The organism is Microbacterium salsuginis, from assembly GCF_012524205.1.
Lineage (GTDB): Bacteria > Actinomycetota > Actinomycetes > Actinomycetales > Microbacteriaceae > Microbacterium > Microbacterium salsuginis.
On sequence record NZ_JABACI010000004.1, the window covers coordinates 57,096 to 76,626 of the forward strand.

A 19,531-nucleotide genomic window follows, 5' to 3' on the forward strand; every position below is an offset into this window, starting at 1 on the left:
GGCTCCGGCGTCCGCCAGGACCCTCAGGCATCCGTCGACGGACGAGACCGTGGGTGACTCCCACGGTTTCGTCCGTCAGTCGTCGGCCTGCGAGCGCGGGACGGGCCCGGGCGCGTCTGGCTCTGGGATCAGGACGGTCGCGAGGCTCACACGGCGCTGACCGTCGCCGCGCTCCGAGAGGTAGGGGGCGAGGAGCTCCGACAGGCCGGCCTGGATGGCGGCGAGCCCCGGGGCGTCGACATAGAGGGGGACGCGCCCGAACCCGACGAAGTCCCTCAGCGACGGGTCCGCCCCGTCGACGAACCGGTCGAAATCGGCCGAGACATCTCCGAGGAACGCGAGGAACGCCGACCGCAGTTGCGCATCGCTCATGGCGCGCAGTTCGGTCTGGTCCACGTGCGCCATGCGGTCGCCGAGCGCCAGCGTCCGCTCCACCGCGCCGCGCACCTTCCGTTCTTCGGTGACGGTCAGGATGCCGGCATCCACCAGGGTCGCGACGTGCCGGTACAACGTCGCCTGAGTGACATCCGGGAGCGCCGCGCGCAGCTGCGCCGTCGTCAGGCTGCGCCCGCCGAGCTGCTGGATGATCCGCAGCCGCACCGGATGCATCACGACGTCGGCGATCGAGGAGTCGTCGGCCACTCGGGCCTCCCATCCATTATTATCAACGTGATAATGTTCTCTTCGTTAGAACGATTCTACTGATGATGAAGGTGCAGCCGATGACGACACAGACAGCGATGAGCGATCGCATGCGGGGTGCGCACGCGCCACGGCCGGTGATCGAGGTGAGCGGCCTGACCAAGCGCTTCGGCGAGGTGCCGGCGGTGAGCGACGTCAGCTTCTCGGTGAAGAAGGGTCGCGTGACGGGTTTTCTCGGTCCGAACGGAGCCGGCAAGTCGACGACCTTGCGGATGCTTCTGGGCCTGACCCGCCCCGACGCGGGAACGGCTCGCGTCGACGGCCGCGACTACCGCGACCTCGCGTCTCCGCTCCGCACCGTTGGCGCCGTCCTCGACATCGCCGGCACGCACCCGAGGATGACGGCCCGGTCCCACCTCCGCACGTACTGCGCCCTCGCCGGGCTACCCGGCCACCGTGTCGACGCGGTCCTCACCGCTGTCGAGGCTCAGGGGTTCACCGACCGCCGGATCGGCACGTTCTCGACGGGGATGCGGCAACGCCTGTCACTCGCGACGGCATTACTGGGCGACCCCCGGGTGCTGGTTCTCGACGAGCCGTCCAATGGGCTCGACCCCGCCGGTATCGCCTGGCTGCGCGGCTTCCTGCGGGACTTCGCCACCGAGGGCGGCGCCGTGCTGATCTCGAGCCACCTGCTCAACGACCTCGAGCACAGCATCGACGACGTCGTGCTCATCGAACGCGGTCGCGTGTCATGGGCCGGCGCGCTGGTCGAGCTGCTCGCCACGAGCTCTTCCCTCGAAGCGGCCTTCCTCCACCTCACCCAGAAGGGCGCACACCGATGAATGCGATCCACGGCGAGTTCGTTCGCCTCTTCTCGACCCGGCTCCCGCTGTGGGCGATCCTCGCAGCGGCCTGCGGCGGCGCGTTCACGGGCATGCTGGCACTGATCGGGCCCGAGAACTCGACGACGCCGATGCCCGGCATCGACACCGCGGAGGGCGCAGGCCTCGTCGTCGGCCTGGGCACCCTCCTGCTGTTCGTGCCCGCGCTCATCGGCACCATCGCGATCACCGCCGAATACCGGCACCGCACGATCGGCACGACCTTCCTCACCGTCCCGCGTCGCGGCCGGGTCCTCGGGGCCAAGCTCGCCGTCTACACGGTGCTCGGCCTGCTCTACGGGCTGGTCGCATCCACGGTGTCCGGCGTCTCGCTGACCGCGGCGGCCTCCATCCGCGGCGTCGATCTCGGAGTCTCGAACGAGGACCTCGTGGTGACGCTTGCCCAGCTGGCGCTGGCATCGGCCGTCTACATGCTGCTCGGCGTCGGCATCGGCGCCCTCGCGCGCCACCAGTTGCTCGCGATCGGGATCGTGCTCGGCTACTTCTACTTCCTCGAGCACGTCCTGATGCTGATCCCCGGGGTCAACGCGGTCTACCCGTTCCTGCCCGGAGGGGCCACGGCATCCCTCACCCGGTTCACCTTCCTCAGCGACGCCATCGCGGACCAGACCCCGCTAGGCGGAGCACCGCTGGCCTCGCCTCTGCTCGGCGCGGCGATCCTCCTTGCCTACGCTCTGCTCGCCGCGGTGATCGCCGTCGCCGCGCCGCTCCGGCGCGACCTGAGCTGACGACCGAGTGCCGAGAATCGGCCCCGAGAGCTCGCGCCCGGAGAGCCGGGCCGCGATGAAACCGCCCGGGATCAGCGCCAGACGTCGGCGGCGATGTCGACGACCTCGCGCACCTTCGCCCACTGCTCGTCCTCGGTGAGGACGTTGCCCTCCTCGGTCGAGGCGAAGCCGCACTGCGGGCTCAGCGCGAGCTGCCCGAGCGGAGCGAACTTCGAAGCCTCGTCGATGCGCTGCTTGACGGCATCCACGTCCTCGAGCTCTCCGCTCTTGGACGTGATCAGGCCGAGCACCACCGTCTTGTCACCCTCGGGGAGGAACCGCAGCGGCTCGAAGCCGCCCGCGCGCTCGCTGTCGTACTCGAGGAAGTAGCCGTCGTACGCGGTGTTGCCCAGCAGCTGCTCGGCGACCGGCTCGTAGCCGCCCGACGAGATCCAGGTGGAACGGAAGTTGCCGCGGCACACGTGCGTGGTGACGACGAGATCGTCGGGCTTGCCCTCGAGGATCCGGTTCAGCATGGTCGCGTAGCGCTCGGCGATGCCGTCGGTGCGGATGCCGCGGTCGCGGGCTTTCTCGAGTTCGACGTCCGAGCAGAGATAGGCCCACGCGGTGTCGTCGAACTGCAGGTAGCGCGCGCCGGCGTCGTAGAAGGCGGCCACCGCGTCGCGGTACGCCTGCACCAGGTCGTCGACGATCGCCTCGCGGCCGTCGTACGCCGACTCGGCGATGTGGCCGGGCTCGAGGCGGAAGTCGAGCACGGTCGGTGCCGGGATGCTGAACTTCGGAGTCGCCCCGGTGGTGCGCTCGAGCAGGCTCTTGAGCGAGCGGAAGTGCTCGAGGAACGGGTGGCTGTCGCTGAACCCGATCTTGTCGCTGATCTCGATGCCGCGAGGGCGGGTCTGCACCCCCTGGAACTGGATGCCGTGATCGAGCTCGACGATGTCGACGCCGTCGAGCAGCCCGAAGAAGTCGAAGTGCCACCACGAGCGACGGAACTCCCCGTCGGTCGCGAGCTTCAGGCCGGCGTCGGCCTCCTGCACGACAAGCTCGGCGATCGCCGTGTCTTCCGCGACGCGGAGTGCATCGGCATCGATCTGGCCGTCGGCGAAACGGCGGCGGGCTTCGGCAAGGGCGGTCGGGCGGAGGAAGCTGCCGACGATGTCGGCACGGTACGGCGGCGTAGACACCATGCGAGGCTACTCGATGCCTTCCGGCCACGCGAACGGCGCGTCATGGCCCGTCACCTGACGTCTTGGCCTTGCCGACCCGTCAGAACACGTACTCCATGAGGTCGACGCCGAGCGTGCGGAACGCGTCGTGCGCGCGCATCCGGTGGTAGATCGACAGGTCGTCGAAGCACACGATGAGCGCGTACGAGACCCCGGCCCGCGGCCCGGCGAGCACGCCGGCCTCGACCCGGATGCCGGCATCCCGCCCCGTCTTGTTGATGAAGAGCAGTCCGTGCTCGTCGTTCTCGTGCGAGAACGGGTCGAGACCGGTCGCGGATGCCACGAGGGACAGGTCGTGATTGAGGCTCAGCCACTCGGCGACCTGCGCGCTCACACCCGGCGACACGACCTGCGAGTTGACGAGGGCGGCGAACACCTCGGCGAGCTCGCGTGCGGATCCGAGCGCGAAGTGCGGCGCGTCGTCGGGACCGCGCTCGTCGCGGAAACGGTCCAGCAGCGCCGACCGGGCGAGCCCGAGCTGCTCGATGCGCGCGCGTACCGCGGGCAGACCCACACGCGCGAGCAGCGCGTTGGCGGCGAGAGCGTCGCCGGTGGATGCCGTCAGCACCGCGAGATCCGACAGCGGCAGCGCCGGCGCCTTGAGATGCTGCCACACCCCCGCCACGGTCACGGTGTCCAGCTGTGCGCGGTCGATGATCTCGAGCGGCTCGAGCTGCCCGGACTCGAACGCCGCGGCGACTTCGATCAGGAGCGGCACGACACCGAGGCCCGCCACCGGAAGCGTGACGAAATCGTCACCGGCGAGCACCGACGTCCCGCGATCGAGATCGGTGATGCGCACCGAGATCTTCGCTCCGGATGCGGCGAGATCGTCGAGCGCCTTCAGCGTCGACGTGAACGATCGGCGTCCGGCTGCCGCCCTCCTCGGCACCCTTCTGCTGGTGCTTCGTCGCGACCCCCGCAGCGACTCCGCATCCCTTCTGGGCTCAGTGCCCACGGGTTTCCCTTCCGGTTCTGTGTCCCCAGGTGGTCTCGGGTTCGGGGTGGTTCAGCGGGTCGAGGTCACCAGATGGTGACGCGCTGATCGGCGTCGAGCCAGAGCGCGTCCGACTCGGTGACACCGAAAGCATCGTAGAACGCGTCGATGTTTCGCACGATCTGATTGCAGCGGAATTCGTTGGGCGAGTGCGGGTCGATCGTCAGCAGGCGGATGGTCTCGGCATCGCGTCCCTTCTGCTGCCAGATCTGGCCCCAGCTGAGGAACAGCCGCTGCAGGCCGGTGTACCCGTCGATCTCGGGGTCACCGGCGCGTTCGGCGTGGAGCTGATACGCCTTGATCGCGATGCCCAGGCCGCCCAGGTCGCCGATGTTCTCACCGATCGTGAGCGCACCGTTGACGTGGTGCTCGTCGGCGAGGCCCTGCGGCACGAGGGCGTCGAACTGCGCGATGAGGTTCTTCGTGCGGTCCTCGAACGCGGTGCGGTCGGCGTCGGTCCACCAGTCGCGCAGCGATCCGTCGCCGTCGAACCGGCTGCCCTGGTCGTCGAAGCCGTGACCGATCTCGTGCCCGATCACGGCGCCGATTCCGCCGTAGTTGGCGGCCGCGTCGCGGTCGGCCTCGAAGAACGGGTGCTGCAGGATCGCGGCCGGGAAGACGATCTCGTTCATCAGCGGGTTGTAGTACGCGTTGACCGTCTGCGGCGTCATGTACCACTCGTCGCGGTCGATCGGCTGGCCGACCTTCGCGAGCTGCCGGTCGTGCTCCCACACGTGGGCGCGGCGCACGTTGCCGACGAGGTCGTCCGCGGCGATCTCGAGAGTGGAGTAGTCCTTCCACTTCACCGGGTAGCCGATCTTCGGCGTGAAGGCGTCGAGCTTGGCGAGCGCCCGCTCGCGGGTCTCGGGGCTCATCCACTCGAGGTCGGTGATCGACTGACGGTAGGCCTCGATCAGGTTCGCGACGAGTTCGTCCATCGCCTCCTTCGCGGCCGGCGGGAAGTGACGCTCGACGTACACACGGCCGATGGCCTCGCCCATCGCGGCCTCGGCGAGGCTCACGCCGCGCTTCCAGCGCTCGCGGTTGACCGGCACACCGGTCAGCTGCGTGCCGTAGAACGCGAAGTTCTCGGCGACGAACTCCTCCGACAGGAACGCGGCACCGGAGTGCACGACGGCGAAGCGCAGCCACGCCTTCCAGTCGTCCAGGCGGTCTTCGGTGAGCAGCGAACCGAGGCCCTCGAAGAAGCTCGGCTGATACACGTTGACCTCGGCGAACGCGTCGGCGTACTCCTTCGCGACCCCTTCCAGCCACGGTGCGAGGTCCGCTCCCGCGAGCGTCAGCAGGTCGGCCCACGGCATCAGGTTGTACGTCTTGACGGCATCGCGGCTGGCGACGTTGTCCCAGTGGTGCGTGGCGAGCTCGGTCTCGAGCGCGAAGATGCGATCAGCGGATGCCTCGGCCTCGGGCACGCCGGCCAGCTCGAGCATCTTCTGCACGTGCGCGCGGAAAGCGGTGCGGGTGGGCTCGAAGTTGTCGAGGCGGTAGTAGCTCTCGTCCGGCAACGACAGTCCGCCCTGGATGAAGAACGGCACGTAGCGCTGCGGGTTGCCCGGGTCGGGCTCGACGTAGAGGTGGATCAGCGCAGCGACGCCGTCACGCTCGAACTCGCCCGTGGTGCGCAGGAAGCCCGCGATGTCGGTGATGGCGTCCACGCGGGCGAGGACGTCCGCCAGCGGTGCCGCCCCGAGCTCCTCGATGCGCTCGGTGTCCATGAAGCTGGTGTAGAGATCGCCGATCTTGCGGGTCTCGGTGCCGGCTTCGGCATCCGTGGACTCCACCACGATCGCATGCACGTCCTTCTCCGCCTGCTCGGCGATCAGGTGGAACGAACCCCACCGCGCCTTGTCGTCCGGAATGTCGGTGCGGTCGAGCCACGCGCCGTTGACGTGGCGGAAAAGATCGTCCTGAGGGCGGATCTCGGCGCTCAGCTCATCGAGCGCGAGACCGGAGCGGGGGGCGTCGGTCATGCGTTCCAGGATATGCGCCCGCCAGAGTCGCTACGGCCGGGCCTCGTAGGCTCGGGAGTGTGACGAGTTCGCCAGACACGCTGAACCGCGACATCCTGCGACTCGCGGTCCCCGCGCTGGGTGCGCTCGTCGCCGAGCCGCTGTTCCTCATCGTCGACTCGGCACTGGTCGGGCACCTCGGTGTCGAGCCGCTCGCGGGCCTCGGCATCGCCTCGGCGGTGCTGCAGACGATCGTCGGGCTCATGGTGTTCCTCGCGTACTCGACGACTCCGGCGGTCGCGCGCCGCTTCGGCGCGGGCGACCCGTCGCGGGCGGTGTCTGTCGGCATCGACGGCATGTGGCTGGCGCTCGGCATCGGCGCCGTGCTGGCGCTGGTGGGGTACCTCTCCACTCCGGTGCTCGTCGGATCGTTCGGCGCCTCGCCCGGGGTCGCCGAGCAGGCCGAGACCTACCTCGGCATCTCGATGTGGGGCCTGCCGGCGATGCTCGTGGTGTTCGCGGCCACCGGCCTGCTGCGCGGCATGCAGAACACCGTCACGCCGCTGTGGATCGCCGGGCTCGGCTTCGCCTCCAACGCCCTCCTGAACTGGCTGTTCATCTACGGCTTCGGCTGGGGCATCGCGGGCTCCGCCGTCGGGACGGTGGTCGCGCAGTGGGGCATGGTCGCCGCGTTCGTCGTGGTCGTGGCGCGGCTCGCGCGCCGGCATGAGGCATCCGTCCGTCCTCAGCGCGACGGCGTGCGGGGCTCGGCCCGCGCCGGCGGCTGGCTGTTCGTGCGCACCGTGTCGCTGCGCATCGCCCTGCTCGCGACGGTCGCCGTGGCGACCGGCCTGGGCACCGACGAACTCGCCGGATGGCAGGTGGCGTTCACGATCTTCTCGACGGCGGCGTTCGCCCTGGACGCGCTCGCGATCGCCGCGCAGGCGCTCATCGGCAAGGGCCTCGGCGCCGAAGACACGCACACCGTGCGGCGGGTGCTCGGCCGAACGGTGGCGTGGGGCGCGTGGTTCGGCGTCATCGTGGGCGCCGCCATCGGCGCGCTCTCGGGCGTCATCGGACTGCTGTTCACGGGGGATGCGGCGATCGCGGCCCTGGTGCAACCCGCGCTCATCGTGCTCGCGGTGGCGCAGCCGGTGTGCGGCATCGTGTTCGTGCTCGACGGCGTGCTCATCGGCGCCGGCGACGCGAAGTACCTCGCGATCGTGGGCGTGCTGAACCTGGTGCCGTTCGTGCCGGCGCTGGTCCTCGTCGCGGTGCTCCACCCCGCCGGCGCGGCGGGGCTGGCGTGGCTGGCCGTCGCCTTCTTCGGCGTCTACATGCTCGCGCGGCTGCTCACGCTCGGCTGGCGGGTGCGCGGATCGGCCTGGATGACGGCGGGAGCCTGATTCGTCAGCCGGTCACGCCCAGCGGCGGCACCACTCGTACATCACGACGGCGCCCGCGGCGCTGGCATTGATGGAGCGCGTCGAGCCGTACTGGGTGATCTCGACGACACCGGATGCCGCGGCCACCGCCTCGGCAGAGAGCCCGGGCCCCTCCTGCCCGAAGAGCAGCACGCAGGCCTCGGGCAGCTCGGCGTCCTGCAGCGGCACGGAGCCGGAGACGTTGTCGATCGCGATGATCGGCAGGGACGCGGCATCCGCCCACGCCTTGAACGACGCGACGTCCTCGTGGTGGCGCACGTGCTGGTACCGGTCGGTGACCATCGCGCCGCGACGGTTCCAGCGCCGGCGGCCGATGATGTGCACCTCGGCGGCGAGAAACGCGTTCGCGCTGCGCACGATCGACCCGATGTTCATGTCGTGCTGCCAGTTCTCGATCGCCACGTGGAACCCGTGGCGGCGGGTGTCGAGGTCGGCGACGATGGCGTCCATCGTCCAGTACCGGTATTCGTCCACGACGTTGCGCGCGTCGCCGTGCGCGAGCAGTTCGGGATCGTAGCGGGGGTCGTCGGGCCAGGCTTCCGCTCCGCCCGGCCACGGCCCGACTCCGACCGGCAGAGTGGGCTCGGGGGTCTCGTCCGGCGCGTTCGGGGCGGGCGCGTTCACCGGTTCAGGCTATCGGCGCCTGACCGGCGCGGGTCCGCCGGCCGGGGCCGACCCCGCGTTTCGAATCGCGCACTTTGCAGTCTCCGACCCCGTGGAAGTGAAAAGTGCGCGATTCGAAACGGGTCAGGGCCGCGCGACCCGGGCCCGACGAAACGACCGGAACGGATATTTCGGTGTACCGAAATATCCGGTAGGGTTTCGGCATGCCGAAAGATTCCGGGATCATCGCCGACCCGACCGCGCGTCCGTCCCGGCGCGAAGGCGTCTCGACCGTTCCGCGCGTGGCATGGCTGATCGGCCCTGCACTGGTGGCGGGCGTCGCCTACCTCGATCCCGGCAACGTCGCCAGCAACATGACCGCCGGAGCGCGCTACGGCTACCTGCTGGTGTGGGTCGTGGTGCTCGGCAACGTCATGGCGTGGCTCATCCAGTACCTGTCGGCCAAGCTCGGCATCGTCACCGGGCGCAGTCTGCCCGAGACGCTCGGCATCCGGATGCGCAACCGCTGGGGTCGGCGCGCGTACTGGCTGCAGGCCGAGCTCGTCGCCATGGCGACGGACATCGCCGAGGTCATCGGCGGTGCCGTGGCGCTCAACCTGCTGTTCGGGGTACCGCTGCTGTGGGGCGGTGTCATCACCGGAACCGTGTCGATCGCCCTGCTGCTGATCCAGTCGCGGCGCGGAGCTCGGCCCTTCGAGTTCGTCGTGATCGGCCTGCTCGCCATCATCGCGATCGGCTTCTCGTTCGGCGTGTTCGTCGCGCCGCCCGATCCGGCGGGCGTCGTCGGCGGTCTCGTCCCCCGGTTCGAGGGCACCGACTCGGTCCTCCTGGCGGCGTCGATCCTGGGCGCCACGATCATGCCGCACGCGATCTACGCCCACAGCGCCCTCGCGAGGGACCGCTTCGCTCCCCCTCGATCGCACGACTCCTCTCCCGGCGCCCGCATCGAGATCCCCCTCGAAGAGCTGCGCGGCATCCCGACCCGGCGACTGCTGCGCGCGACGAAGTGGGACGTCACGATCGCGATGCTGATCGCGGGCACGGTGAACCTGTGCATCCTGCTGCTCGCCGCGGCCAACCTCGCCGGCGTCCCGGGGACCGACTCGCTCGAAGGAGCTCACGCGGCCCTCGCCGCCGGTCTCGGCCCGCTCGTCGCGACACTGTTCGCCGTGGGTCTCTTGGCCAGCGGCCTGGCCAGCACGTCGGTCGGCGCCTACGCCGGCGCCGAGATCATGCACGGACTGCTGCACATCCGGGTGCCCCTTCTGGCTCGGCGCCTGGTGACGCTGATCCCCGCGCTTGCGATCCTCGCGATCGGCTTCGATCCGACCGTCGCCCTGGTGCTCAGTCAGGTCGTGCTGTCGTTCGGCATCCCGTTCGCCCTCATCCCGCTCGTCGCCCTCACCGCCAAGGCCGACGTGCTGGGTGGGTACCGCAACCGCGTGTGGACGACGGTCGCCGGGGTCGCGGCATCCGTCTTCCTCATCGCCCTCAACGCGATCCTGCTGTGGCTCGTCCTCACCGGCGCGTGAGGCCGCCGGTACCCTGAAGCGTGCCCTCCCCCGCCATCGACGACTATCTCAAGACGATCTACCACCACACCGAGTGGCAGACCGAGCGGATCACGCCGTCGCAGCTGGCCGCGGAGCTGGGGCTCGCACCGTCCAGCGTGACCGAGATGGTGCGCAAGCTCGCCGCCCAGGGTCTGGTGACGCATCGGCCGTACGGGCCCATCGCGCTGACCGAGGCGGGAGAGCAGCGGGCGGCCGCGATCATCCGCCGCCACCGCCTCATCGAGACGTGGCTCGTCGGCGAGTTCGGGTATGCATGGGACGAGGTGCACGACGAGGCCGAGGTGCTCGAGCACGCGATCAGCGACCGGCTGCTCGAGGGCATCGACGAGCGCCTCGGACGCCCGCGTTTCGACCCGCACGGCGATGCGATCCCGGATGCCGAGGGCCGTGTCCACCGCGAGCCGTTCGTGCTGCTCGGCCAGGCGCCGGCAGGCCACGTCGGACGCGTGCTGCGGGTGAGCGATCGCGATCCGGATCTTCTCCGGGCCGTCGAAGCGGCGGGTGTCGCCGTCGGCGCGACGGTGACCGTGACCGATGCCGGCAGCATCCGCGTCGACGGCGCCGACGTCCCGCTCCCCGAGGCCGCCACGGCCGCGGTATGGCTCAGCACCTGACCCCTTGACGCGGGCTCTCGGCGGGAGGACAATCCGCGGTGGGGGAGCCCTGGGGAGGGCTAATCATTCACCGCTCGTCATCGACGGACTGAGCGAGAACGCGGTCGTACCCGATCGGCCGCGCCGACATGCCCACCGCTTGGCGACGAGCTGCATGACAGCGCCTGCTCGTCGACGACGGCGGCGCGCATGGAGGGGAACATGTTCAGGAAATCACTGGCGATCGCGGCTGGGGCCGTGCTCGTCGCAGCGGGGATGCTGGTCGCGCCGGCAGCATCCGCCGACATCACCACCGGCAATGCGAAGACCGAGTGTCAGTCCGCCGGCTTCGGCGACGGAGTGAAGCTCAACACCGGCGCGGACGGCGTCTACGACTACGGCACCGCAGGGCAGCCGTGGGAACCGGACGACATCGTCGGCCTCACGCTCCACGTCGAGATCGTGGACGACGTCATCTCGTGGAACTCGAACACATTCATGGACGCAGTCCTGGTCAAAGCGGGTCCCGCATACGACGTCTTTCCGGGCGGGTTCGAGGGAGAGGGTCTGACCCCCTCGAGCGGGCAGGACATCAGCCACGTGACCTGGTGCTTCGGCGAAGCGCCGCCCGAGTCGCTCTCGGTCAGCAAGACCGTCGTGACGACGTACGATCGCGCCCACCACTGGGATCTCGACAAGTCGGTCGCACCGGCTGAGGTCTGGCTGTATGCACCCGGCGGCGTGGGATCCGGCGAGGCGCAGGTCGACTGGCAGGTCGACGTGACCTACGGCGGATACACCGACTCGGGTCACACCGTCTCGGGCGTGATCACCGTCCTCAACGACGGAGCAGGCGCGGCGGCGGTCACCGGTGTGACCGACACCATGACGATCGACGGGAGCCCCGTGGGCGTCGCCGTGGATTGCGGCATCGACTTCTCGCTCGACATGGTGTTCCTCGAGCCCGGCGGCGAACTCGTCTGCACGTACTCGCAGGCGGTCACCGGACAGGTCGAAGGCTTCAACACCGCGAGCGCGACGACGCTGCTCGGCAACACCTACACGTCGGGCGACGAGCCGATCACGTGGGGTGCACCGGCGAACGAGTCCGACGAGTCGGTCACCGTGACCGACGTCAGCGAGGTCGGCGACGTCACGCGCGAAGACACCTTCACGGCTCCCACCGGCGGCTCGATCCTGTACTCCCACACCTTCATGTGGGAGGACTTCGAGGTGTGCGGCGACTACGCGTACGACAACACGGCGACTCTCACGGGCGACGGCGGGACGGTGCTCGAGCAGATCACCAAGACGGTCGACGTCCACGTGCAGTGCCTGATCTTCGACGGCGAGACCGCCTGGGCGGCGAACGCCGGACCGGGCACCCTGTCGTACAACAAGAAGGGCGGCGGCAACTGGGCCACCTACGTCCAATACCCGAACACGGCACCGGTCGTGAAGGTCTACGACGTCTACGCCGGGCAGACGATGCTGGCCGGCACGGTGACGGTGACTCCGATCGGAGGCGGCAAGGTCACCGTGACCGCCGACCTCATCGGCGACTGGGAGTTCGCGGACGCGGTGTCGAACATGAAGATCCAGACGTACTCGAACGCCCCGAGCGGCAACCCGTCGCCCGGCCAGTTCGCCTACAAGACGACCTGCACCATGGACCCGTGCACGTCCGGGGCCATCCCGGTGGCCAAGTTCTACGGCATCCACCTGGATGTCGGGATCTGGATGCCCGACCCGGTCTTCGGACCGTGACGCCGCGCCGGTGACGGCTGCCCGCTGTCGGGCCTGCCGTCACCGGCCGTACACAGCTTCGGATCCGCAGGTGCGGATTTCCGGCCCGGCACGCCGCAGGCGAGGCCCCCGACCCAGCGTGTCGAACGACCCGCCCGCACCTGCGGATCCGAGTGTGTGTGTGAGAGGCCGCCGGAGCCGTCAGAAGAACCCGCCGCCCGGGCTCAGCCGGAGGCTGGACCGGCGGCCGCCTTCTCGAACGGCCAGTGCACACCGGTCGCGGACTCGGCCACGTCCCACAGCCGCGCGGCGATCTCGGCGTCGCGGGTGATTTTGGGCGCCGTGCGGCGGCGGGGCGCGCCTCGGGTCCCCGACGCCGGGCCCCAGAACTCCCCGCCCTGCACCTCGGGGTCGACCAGGGCCCGCACCAGCGGCCACGCGCCGTGCTCCTTGGACTGGGCGACGGCGGCCTGCAGGTTGTCGCGGAACCGCTTCATGCGGGAGGGCTCGTTCACCCCGGCGATGCCGGGCGTGCGACCGCCGGTGGAGTAGCCGGGGTGGGCGACGACGCTCGCCACGGGCACGTCGGCCGCCCGCAGCCTGCGGTCGGCCTCGAACCCCAGCGCGGCCGTCGCGACCTTCGACTGCACGTACGAGCGCCACGCCGTGTAGCGGTCCTCGAGGTGAGGGTCGACGGGGTCGTACGGGCTGATCCGGGCCGACATGCTGCCCACCCACACCATCCGGCCGGATGCCGCGGCCAGCGCCGTCAGCAGCTCGCCGCCGAGCGCGAAATGCCCGAGGGCGTTCGTCGCGAAGACGACCTCGTGACCGTCGATCGTGGTCTCACGGGCACGCGGAGCGTGAACGATCCCCGCATTGAGGAGGACGCCGTCGAGGCCGCCGCGGCCCCGCACGCTCGCCGCAGCGGAGCGCACCGAGCCCAGGTTGGACGTGTCGAGGATGAGCGGCTCGGTGGCGTCGGGCGCGGCCTCCGGGACCCGGCGCCGGATCGCCGCGCGCGCCGCCGACAGGCGGTTCGGGTGCCGGCCCGACATGAGGACGGATGCCCCGGCGCGCACCAGCTGCTCCGACGCGAAGTAGCCCAGCCCGGCGTTGGAGCCGGTCACCAGGTACACGCGGCCGGAGAGGTCGGGAAGGCTCCGGGGGTCCCAGGTCACGGCTTCGACCCTACGCCCGCGACACCTAGTCTTGACGCATGCGCACCCGTGCCGAGATCGAATGCTGGCTGACCGACATGGACGGCGTGCTGGTACATGAGAACACACCCGTCCCCGGGGCATCCGCTCTCCTCCAGCAGTGGCGTGATCAGGGCGTGCCGTTCCTCGTGCTGACGAACAACTCGATCTTCACGCCGCGGGATCTCTCGGCCCGGCTGCGGGCCTCGGGGCTGCTGGTGCCGGAGGAGTCGATCTGGACCTCCGCGCTGGCGACGGCGGACTTCCTCAAGTCGCAGATGCCCGGCGGGACCGCGTTCGTCATCGGCGAGGCGGGCCTGACCACCGCCCTCCACGAGGCCGGATTCATCATGACCGAGACCGACCCCGACTACGTCGTCGTGGGCGAGACGCGCAACTACTCGTTCGAGGCGATCACCAAGGCCATCCGCTTCATCGGCGGGGGTGCGCGCTTCATCGCGACCAACCCCGACGCGACCGGCCCGTCGACCGAGGGCGTGCTGCCCGCGACGGGCGCGATCTCGGCGCTCATCACGAAGGCGACGGGCATGGAGCCGTACGTCGTCGGCAAGCCGAATCCGATGATGTTCCGCTCGGCGATGAATCGGCTCGGCGCGCACTCCGAGAACACCGGCATGATCGGCGACCGTATGGACACCGACGTCGTCGCCGGCATCGAGGCGGGCCTGCACACGGTCCTGGTGCTCACCGGGATCAGCGACTCCGCCGAGATCCAGCGCTACCCCTTCCGTCCCGATGAGGTGCTCGACTCGGTCGCCGACCTGCTCGACGGTGAACCAGTGGAGTCCGAAGACCCCGAGCTGCTCTGACCCCGCTGCCGTCGCCGCCGGCCCCCACCGCCGGTACGCGAGCCGTCGCGCATGGCTGCGTCGACCGCGTGCGGAGCGACCGTTCGCGAGCGTTCGCGCCGCCGGCGTCGGCGGGCCCCGGTAAGTTCATCGCATGGGTGCGCTCGACGACGGCGAAAGAGTGGAAGCGACGGATGCCGCGGCCTGGCGTGCGTGGCTGGCCGAGCATCATGCGACCTCGAAGGGCGCCTGGCTGATCCGGCCACGTCCGGGCTCCGGGCTCGACCTGATCGGCTATGAGGACGCGATCCTGCAGGCGCTGTGCTTCGGGTGGATCGACGGCCCGGTGCGCTCGTTCGACGAGCTCCGCGGAGGCCTGTGGTTCGCGCCCCGGCGGCCGACCAGCGGCTGGGCGGCGACGAACAAGGTGCGGGTGGCGAAGCTCGAGGCCGAGGGCCTGCTCACCGACGCCGGCATCCGTGCGATCGAGATCGCCAAGGCGAACGGCTCGTGGAGCGTGTTCGACAACGCCGACCAGCTGCGGGAGCCCGACGACTTCGCGGCCGCCCTCGATGCGGTGCCGGACGCGCGCACGGCCTGGGATGCGTTCCCGCCCTCGACGCGCAAGATCGGGATCTCGCACGTCGACATGGCGCGCCGCCCCGAGACGCGTGCCTCGCGCATCGCGAAGCTCGTGGCCGACGCCGCCGAGGGACGGAGGCCGCGATGAACGAGCTCGAGCAGACGCTGGTGCTGTCGCTCTCGGCCGTGGTCGTGCTGACGACCCTGGTGATCGTCGCGTGGCAGCTGTGGCGCGGCCGCGGGCGGGGCGACGACGACTGACGCCTTCGATCGTTGAGCGCGGCCCCGGACTTCGCGACTACTGCGGTTCGAGTCCGAGGTCGTCCAGGTCGATCGCGGCGAGCCACTGCAGCCCCTCGGCCTCGACGGCTGCCTGCGCCCCGGTCTTGCGGTCGACGATGACGGCCACCGCGACCGGCTCGGCGCCCTCGCGGCGCAGCGCCTCGACGGCCTTGAGCGCCGACTGACCGGTGGTGGAGGTGTCCTCGACGACGACGACGCGCTTGCCGGCGACATCCGCTCCCTCCACCTGGCGCCCGCGGCCGTGGTCCTTGGGCTCCTTGCGCACCACGAAGGCGTCGAGGGGGGCGTTCGTGCGTGCGGACTCGTGCATCACGGCGTTCGCGATCGGGTCGGCGCCGAGCGTCAGGCCACCGACGGCGACGATGCCGTCGACGTCGCGCACGAGGTCGAGCATGATGCGGCCGATGGCCGGAGCGGCACGGTGATCGAGCGTGAGCTTGCGCATGTCGACGTAGTACGTCGCCTGCTTGCCGCTGGAGAGCGTGAAGTCGCCGTGGAACACCGCCTCCGCCTTGATGAGCGCGATGAGGTTCTGGCGATCGAGCTCGAGCTCGGACGTGGAGGCGACGGTCATGTCTCCGAGTCTACGGACGGGGTCTGCGGTGGCCCGGCGCGCCCTCCCACGTCGGCGGCGGCGAATAGGCTGGAGCAATGCGCCTGGCCACGTGGAACGTCAACTCCATCCGCGCCCGGGTCGACCGCATCGTCGACTTCGCGGTGCGCGAGCACATCGATGTGCTCGCGATGCAGGAGATCAAGTGCAAGGTCGACCAGTTCCCGTTCGACCGGTTCGAAGAGGCCGGCTTCCACGTCGAAGCGCACGGCTTCTCGCAGTGGAACGGCGTCGCGATCGCCAGCCGCGAGCCCGTCACCGACGTGCGCACCGCCTTCCCCGGCATGCCGGGGTTCGAGAAGGGACACACCGGGACGGATGCCCCGCTCGAGGCGCGCGCGCTGGGCGCGACCGTCGGCGGTGTCGAGGTGTGGAGCCTCTACGTTCCCAACGGCCGCTCGCTGGGTGACCCGCACTTCTTCTACAAGCTCGAGTGGCTCGAAGCGCTCCGCGAGTACGTGTCGGGCACTCTGGCGTCGCAGCCCGACCTGCCGCTCGCCCTCGTGGGCGACTTCAACATCGCCCCGACGGATGCCGACAACGGCGACCCCGCGGTGGTCCAGGGCTTCTCGACGCACGTGTCGCCGCCGGAGCGCGAGGCGTTCGCGGCGCTCGAGAGCGCGGGCCTTCACGACGTCGTGCGCCCGCTCGTGCCGTCGGGCTACACCTACTGGGACTACAAGCAGCTGCGCTTCCCCCGCAACCAGGGCATGCGCATCGACTTCATCCTCGGGTCGCACGCGGTCGCCGACGCGGTCGCGGGCGCGGCGATCCACCGTGACGAGCGCAAGGGCGAGGCGCCGAGCGACCACGTGCCGGTCGTCGTCGACCTCGACTTCGACGACGCGGACGACGACGACCGCCCGATGATCTTCTGACCGCCGTCAGGAACCGGTGGGGTCGGGGGTGCAGCCCCGCGGCTCGGAGTTGCCGCTGATCGTGAAGTCCTCGCACGTCAGGAAGTGCTCCTGGTTCAGGCCGAGCACGAACGACGCGATCGCGATCGCGAGCACCACGACGGCGATGAGCCATTTGGTTCGGCGGCGGGTCTCGGACGCGAAGTCGGGCCACACCACACGCACGAGCACCCACAGGGTGAACGGAATGCCGAGCAGGACCGCCAGCAGCGCCGCGAGATCCACGATCGCGACCGCCAGGTCGGTGGTCTCGCCCGAGATCACGAAGTTGAGCACCAGCCAGACCGTGGGCAGCAGAAGCACGAACGCACGAGCGAGCCTTCCTCCCACGGGGCGCCGCTCGACCAGCACGAAGACGAAGGCCGCCGTCGATGCCGCCCACAGCCCGAGGATGTCGTCGAAGAAGATCTCGCCCCACGCACCGAGCGTGAACGCCGGCCACCACGCGACCGCGGCGATGCCGACCATCACGACGCCGACCGGAACGTCCCGCCGTCGACGGGATGCCGGCTCCGGATGCGGGTGGCTCACAGCCGCACGCTAACGCGTGTGGCCGCGGCATCCGTCCCTCCACGCCGACACCGATTGCGAACTTTTTTCACCGGCCGCGTCATGAACGCGCCCGGATCGCGTCTTGACGTACGGAGCGCGTGCTCCACCCGAACCCGGGACCACCCCTCACCAGGGGTTTCCCAGCACGCATCGCTAGCCTGGCGCCGATCCGCGCCGCCGGTGAACGAGTGAGCCCGAACACGCCGCCCGGCGAGGAGAAGACGTGACCACCCCGAACGCCGCCGTCAGCGACGACTCGCTCCTCGAGCCGTCCGACGACGACCTCGTCGAAGCCGCGCGCGGCGGGGACGACTCGGCGTACGCGACGCTGTGGCAGCGTCATGTGGCCAGCGGGCGTCGCGCCGCCCGTGCGGTGAGCCCGTCGGTGGACCCGGATGACCTCGTCTCGGAGGCGTTCACCTCGATCCTCGCGACGATCCGCGGCGGTGGCGGGCCGCGGGACGGCTTCCGGCCCTACCTGTTCAGCACGATCCGCAACATCGCCGCATCCTGGGGCCGCCGTTCCAAGGAGCAGCCGCTCGACGATCTGGACGAGCGGCCGGCGGATGCTCCCGTCGATCTGGCCGAGGCCGTCGCCGATCGGTCGGTGCTGGCGCAGGCGTTCCGTGAGCTTCCGGCGCGCTGGCGCACCCTGCTGTGGTACCTCGAGGTCGAGGGGATGAAGCCCCGCGAGGTCGCACCACTGCTCGGCATGTCGCCCAACGCCGTGTCGGCGCTGGCCTATCGCGCTCGAGAGGGCTTCCGCCAAGCGTGGCTGCAAGCGCACATCAGCGATCCGCGCCGTCCCGCTGAGTGTCGTTGGGTGTGCGAACTCCTCGTCGCGCAGGAGACCAAGAAGGCGGTGCGCCGCGCCGACCGCAAGCGACTCGACGCGCATCTGCGCGAATGCCAGGCGTGCCGCATCGTCGCGGCCGACATCGCGGACGTCTCGCACAAGCTGCGGATGATCCTGCTCCCACTCGTACTCGGCGGTGCTGGGACCGTCGCGTATACCGCCGATGCCACTCCGGCCGTGGCACTGGCGGTGACCGGGACGCCCGTCTGGGGCGGCGCGTCCGGAACCGGGGGACGCGGCGGGGGGGGCGCCGGGGCGGGTGTGGCCGGCGGGGGGGGCGCCGGCACCACTGCCCTCCCGATCGTGGGGATCGCCGGTGGCGTCGCCGCCGCCGGCCTGGCGGCCGCGGCCGCCGTGGTCATCGCGATCGCCCCGTGGAATCCTCCGGCCGATGAAGGTCCCGCCACGGCCGATGTCGGCGCACCGGCGGTCTCGGACGACGCGCGCGAACCGGCGGACCTCGAGACCGACGACCTCCCCGCGGAGGCCGCGCTGCCGGCGCCCGATCCGGCCCCGCCGGTCAAGCCCGTCGTCTTCCCCGAGGAGGGCACGACACCGGATGCCGCAGCCCCGGCGCCCGCTCCGGCTCCGGCTCCGGCTCCCAGCCCGACACCGACACCCGTTCCACCGCCCGCACCGACCCCGACTCCGACGCCCACCCCCGAGCCGCCCGCACAGACGGCGGCGCCGGCGCTGGACGCGCAAGACCCCGACGCCACGGTGCCGGGGGCCATCACGGGGACCGGCGTCCCCGGCGCCCTGATCGAGGTGATCGACGAGCGCGGTGCGGCTCTGGCCGAGACGACCGTCGGCGAGGACGGCCGGTTCCGCGTCGAGATCCCCGCGGATTCCCTCCGCACGGGCATGACCGTGCACGCGGTGCAGACGGCGCCCGGCCTGCTCGCCTCGGCGGCGAGCGCGCCGACCGGACCGTTCCTGGCGCCCGTACCGACGGTCACGTCCGACGACGGCACGCTGGAAGCCCTGCTGGTCGACGCGGACTTCGATGGCGCGGCCGACGACATCTTCCTGCTGCTGGACGGCGTGTCCGGCGAGACCGCCGTCGTGTCGGTCGACGGCACACCGACGGGCAACCGGCACGTCCTCGAGGACGCGCCCCTGCGCCGGGTCGTGTACGACATGGCTCCCGGCGAGCACGTAATCAGCATCCGGTATCTCGATCCCGCCACCGGCCTGCTCGGCCGCCGTGCCGACGTCACGATCGTCGCGATCGCTCCGACGGCCTGACC

18 protein-coding genes are annotated in these 19,531 nt (G+C 70.4%); 10 read left to right on the forward strand and 8 right to left on the reverse strand.

What is annotated here, in order from left to right; translation table 11 throughout:
- Positions 1 to 75: 75 nt before the first annotated feature.
- Positions 76 to 642 (reverse strand): helix-turn-helix domain-containing protein, encoded by a 567-nt coding sequence (locus HF576_RS12180; RefSeq protein ID WP_168913105.1) that lies wholly within the window; start codon positions 640 to 642, stop codon positions 76 to 78.
- 110 nt (positions 643 to 752) lie between these two features.
- On the opposite strand from HF576_RS12180, the gene HF576_RS12185 reads away from it, so the two are divergent.
- Both HF576_RS12185 and HF576_RS12190 read left to right on the forward strand, forming a co-directional pair.
- On the forward strand, positions 753 to 1,487 hold the full coding sequence (locus HF576_RS12185) for an ABC transporter ATP-binding protein (RefSeq protein WP_168913772.1): 735 nt from the start codon (positions 753 to 755) through the stop codon (positions 1,485 to 1,487).
- On the forward strand, positions 1,484 to 2,275 hold the full coding sequence (locus HF576_RS12190) for an ABC transporter permease (RefSeq protein ID WP_168913106.1): 792 nt from the start codon (positions 1,484 to 1,486) through the stop codon (positions 2,273 to 2,275). The genes HF576_RS12185 and HF576_RS12190 overlap by 4 nt, the downstream gene beginning before the upstream one ends.
- A gap of 71 nt (positions 2,276 to 2,346) precedes the next feature.
- Here HF576_RS12190 and HF576_RS12195 read toward each other — a convergent pair whose 3' ends face one another.
- From HF576_RS12195 to HF576_RS12205, 3 genes are all read right to left on the reverse strand, one after another.
- Positions 2,347 to 3,459: a 5-methyltetrahydropteroyltriglutamate--homocysteine S-methyltransferase gene (locus tag HF576_RS12195; RefSeq protein ID WP_168913107.1), complete on the reverse strand. Its 1,113-nt coding sequence runs from the start codon at positions 3,457 to 3,459 to the stop codon at positions 2,347 to 2,349.
- Between the two features lie 82 nt (positions 3,460 to 3,541).
- Complete coding sequence (locus tag HF576_RS12200; RefSeq protein WP_205835275.1) at positions 3,542 to 4,426, reverse strand: serine hydrolase; 885 nt, start codon at positions 4,424 to 4,426, stop codon at positions 3,542 to 3,544.
- Between the two features lie 98 nt (positions 4,427 to 4,524).
- Positions 4,525 to 6,489, reverse strand: coding sequence for a M13 family metallopeptidase (locus HF576_RS12205; RefSeq protein WP_168913109.1), 1,965 nt, complete (start codon positions 6,487 to 6,489; stop codon positions 4,525 to 4,527).
- A gap of 59 nt (positions 6,490 to 6,548) precedes the next feature.
- Between HF576_RS12205 and HF576_RS12210 the strand changes: the two genes are divergently transcribed.
- The gene (locus tag HF576_RS12210; RefSeq protein ID WP_168913110.1) at positions 6,549 to 7,874 is read left to right on the forward strand and encodes an MATE family efflux transporter; all 1,326 of its coding nucleotides are present in this window, start codon (positions 6,549 to 6,551) and stop codon (positions 7,872 to 7,874) included.
- 12 nt (positions 7,875 to 7,886) lie between these two features.
- Here the strand turns inward: HF576_RS12210 and HF576_RS12215 are convergent, their stop codons facing one another.
- Positions 7,887 to 8,537, reverse strand: coding sequence for a TrmH family RNA methyltransferase (locus tag HF576_RS12215; protein WP_168913111.1), 651 nt, complete (start codon positions 8,535 to 8,537; stop codon positions 7,887 to 7,889).
- 203 nt (positions 8,538 to 8,740) lie between these two features.
- On the opposite strand from HF576_RS12215, the gene HF576_RS12220 reads away from it, so the two are divergent.
- The 3 genes from HF576_RS12220 to HF576_RS12230 all read left to right on the forward strand — a co-directional run bounded on the left by HF576_RS12220 (position 8,741) and on the right by HF576_RS12230 (position 12,471).
- Positions 8,741 to 10,069, forward strand: a complete 1,329-nt coding sequence (locus tag HF576_RS12220) for an Nramp family divalent metal transporter (RefSeq protein ID WP_205835227.1) — start codon at positions 8,741 to 8,743, stop codon at positions 10,067 to 10,069.
- 20 nt (positions 10,070 to 10,089) lie between these two features.
- A complete protein-coding gene (locus tag HF576_RS12225; protein WP_168913112.1) occupies positions 10,090 to 10,725 on the forward strand; it encodes an iron dependent repressor, metal binding and dimerization domain protein in 636 nt (211 codons plus the stop codon).
- Positions 10,726 to 10,926: 201 nt separating this feature from the next.
- Complete coding sequence (locus HF576_RS12230; protein ID WP_168913113.1) at positions 10,927 to 12,471, forward strand: hypothetical protein; 1,545 nt, start codon at positions 10,927 to 10,929, stop codon at positions 12,469 to 12,471.
- 203 nt (positions 12,472 to 12,674) lie between these two features.
- Here HF576_RS12230 and HF576_RS12235 read toward each other — a convergent pair whose 3' ends face one another.
- Positions 12,675 to 13,631 carry an SDR family NAD(P)-dependent oxidoreductase gene (locus HF576_RS12235; RefSeq protein ID WP_343234260.1) on the reverse strand — a complete coding sequence of 319 codons (957 nt, stop codon included), beginning with the start codon at positions 13,629 to 13,631 and terminating at the stop codon, positions 12,675 to 12,677.
- Positions 13,632 to 13,669: 38 nt separating this feature from the next.
- On the opposite strand from HF576_RS12235, the gene HF576_RS12240 reads away from it, so the two are divergent.
- Together HF576_RS12240 and HF576_RS12245 are read left to right on the forward strand one after the other, a co-directional pair.
- Positions 13,670 to 14,479: an HAD-IIA family hydrolase gene (locus tag HF576_RS12240; protein ID WP_168913115.1), complete on the forward strand. Its 810-nt coding sequence runs from the start codon at positions 13,670 to 13,672 to the stop codon at positions 14,477 to 14,479.
- A gap of 133 nt (positions 14,480 to 14,612) precedes the next feature.
- On the forward strand, positions 14,613 to 15,188 hold the full coding sequence (locus HF576_RS12245; protein WP_168913116.1) for a YdeI/OmpD-associated family protein: 576 nt from the start codon (positions 14,613 to 14,615) through the stop codon (positions 15,186 to 15,188).
- Between the two features lie 150 nt (positions 15,189 to 15,338).
- Here the strand turns inward: HF576_RS12245 and pyrE are convergent, their stop codons facing one another.
- Complete coding sequence (gene pyrE / locus HF576_RS12250; RefSeq protein WP_168913117.1) at positions 15,339 to 15,917, reverse strand: orotate phosphoribosyltransferase; 579 nt, start codon at positions 15,915 to 15,917, stop codon at positions 15,339 to 15,341.
- Between the two features lie 77 nt (positions 15,918 to 15,994).
- Here pyrE and HF576_RS12255 point away from each other — a divergent pair, with 77 nt between their 5' ends.
- Complete coding sequence (locus HF576_RS12255; RefSeq protein WP_168913118.1) at positions 15,995 to 16,834, forward strand: exodeoxyribonuclease III; 840 nt, start codon at positions 15,995 to 15,997, stop codon at positions 16,832 to 16,834.
- Between the two features lie 6 nt (positions 16,835 to 16,840).
- Here the strand turns inward: HF576_RS12255 and HF576_RS12260 are convergent, their stop codons facing one another.
- Positions 16,841 to 17,404 (reverse strand): hypothetical protein, encoded by a 564-nt coding sequence (locus HF576_RS12260; RefSeq protein WP_343234261.1) that lies wholly within the window; start codon positions 17,402 to 17,404, stop codon positions 16,841 to 16,843.
- A gap of 244 nt (positions 17,405 to 17,648) precedes the next feature.
- On the opposite strand from HF576_RS12260, the gene HF576_RS12265 reads away from it, so the two are divergent.
- Positions 17,649 to 19,529 (forward strand): sigma-70 family RNA polymerase sigma factor, encoded by a 1,881-nt coding sequence (locus tag HF576_RS12265; protein ID WP_168913119.1) that lies wholly within the window; start codon positions 17,649 to 17,651, stop codon positions 19,527 to 19,529.
- Positions 19,530 to 19,531: the final 2 nt, after the last annotated feature.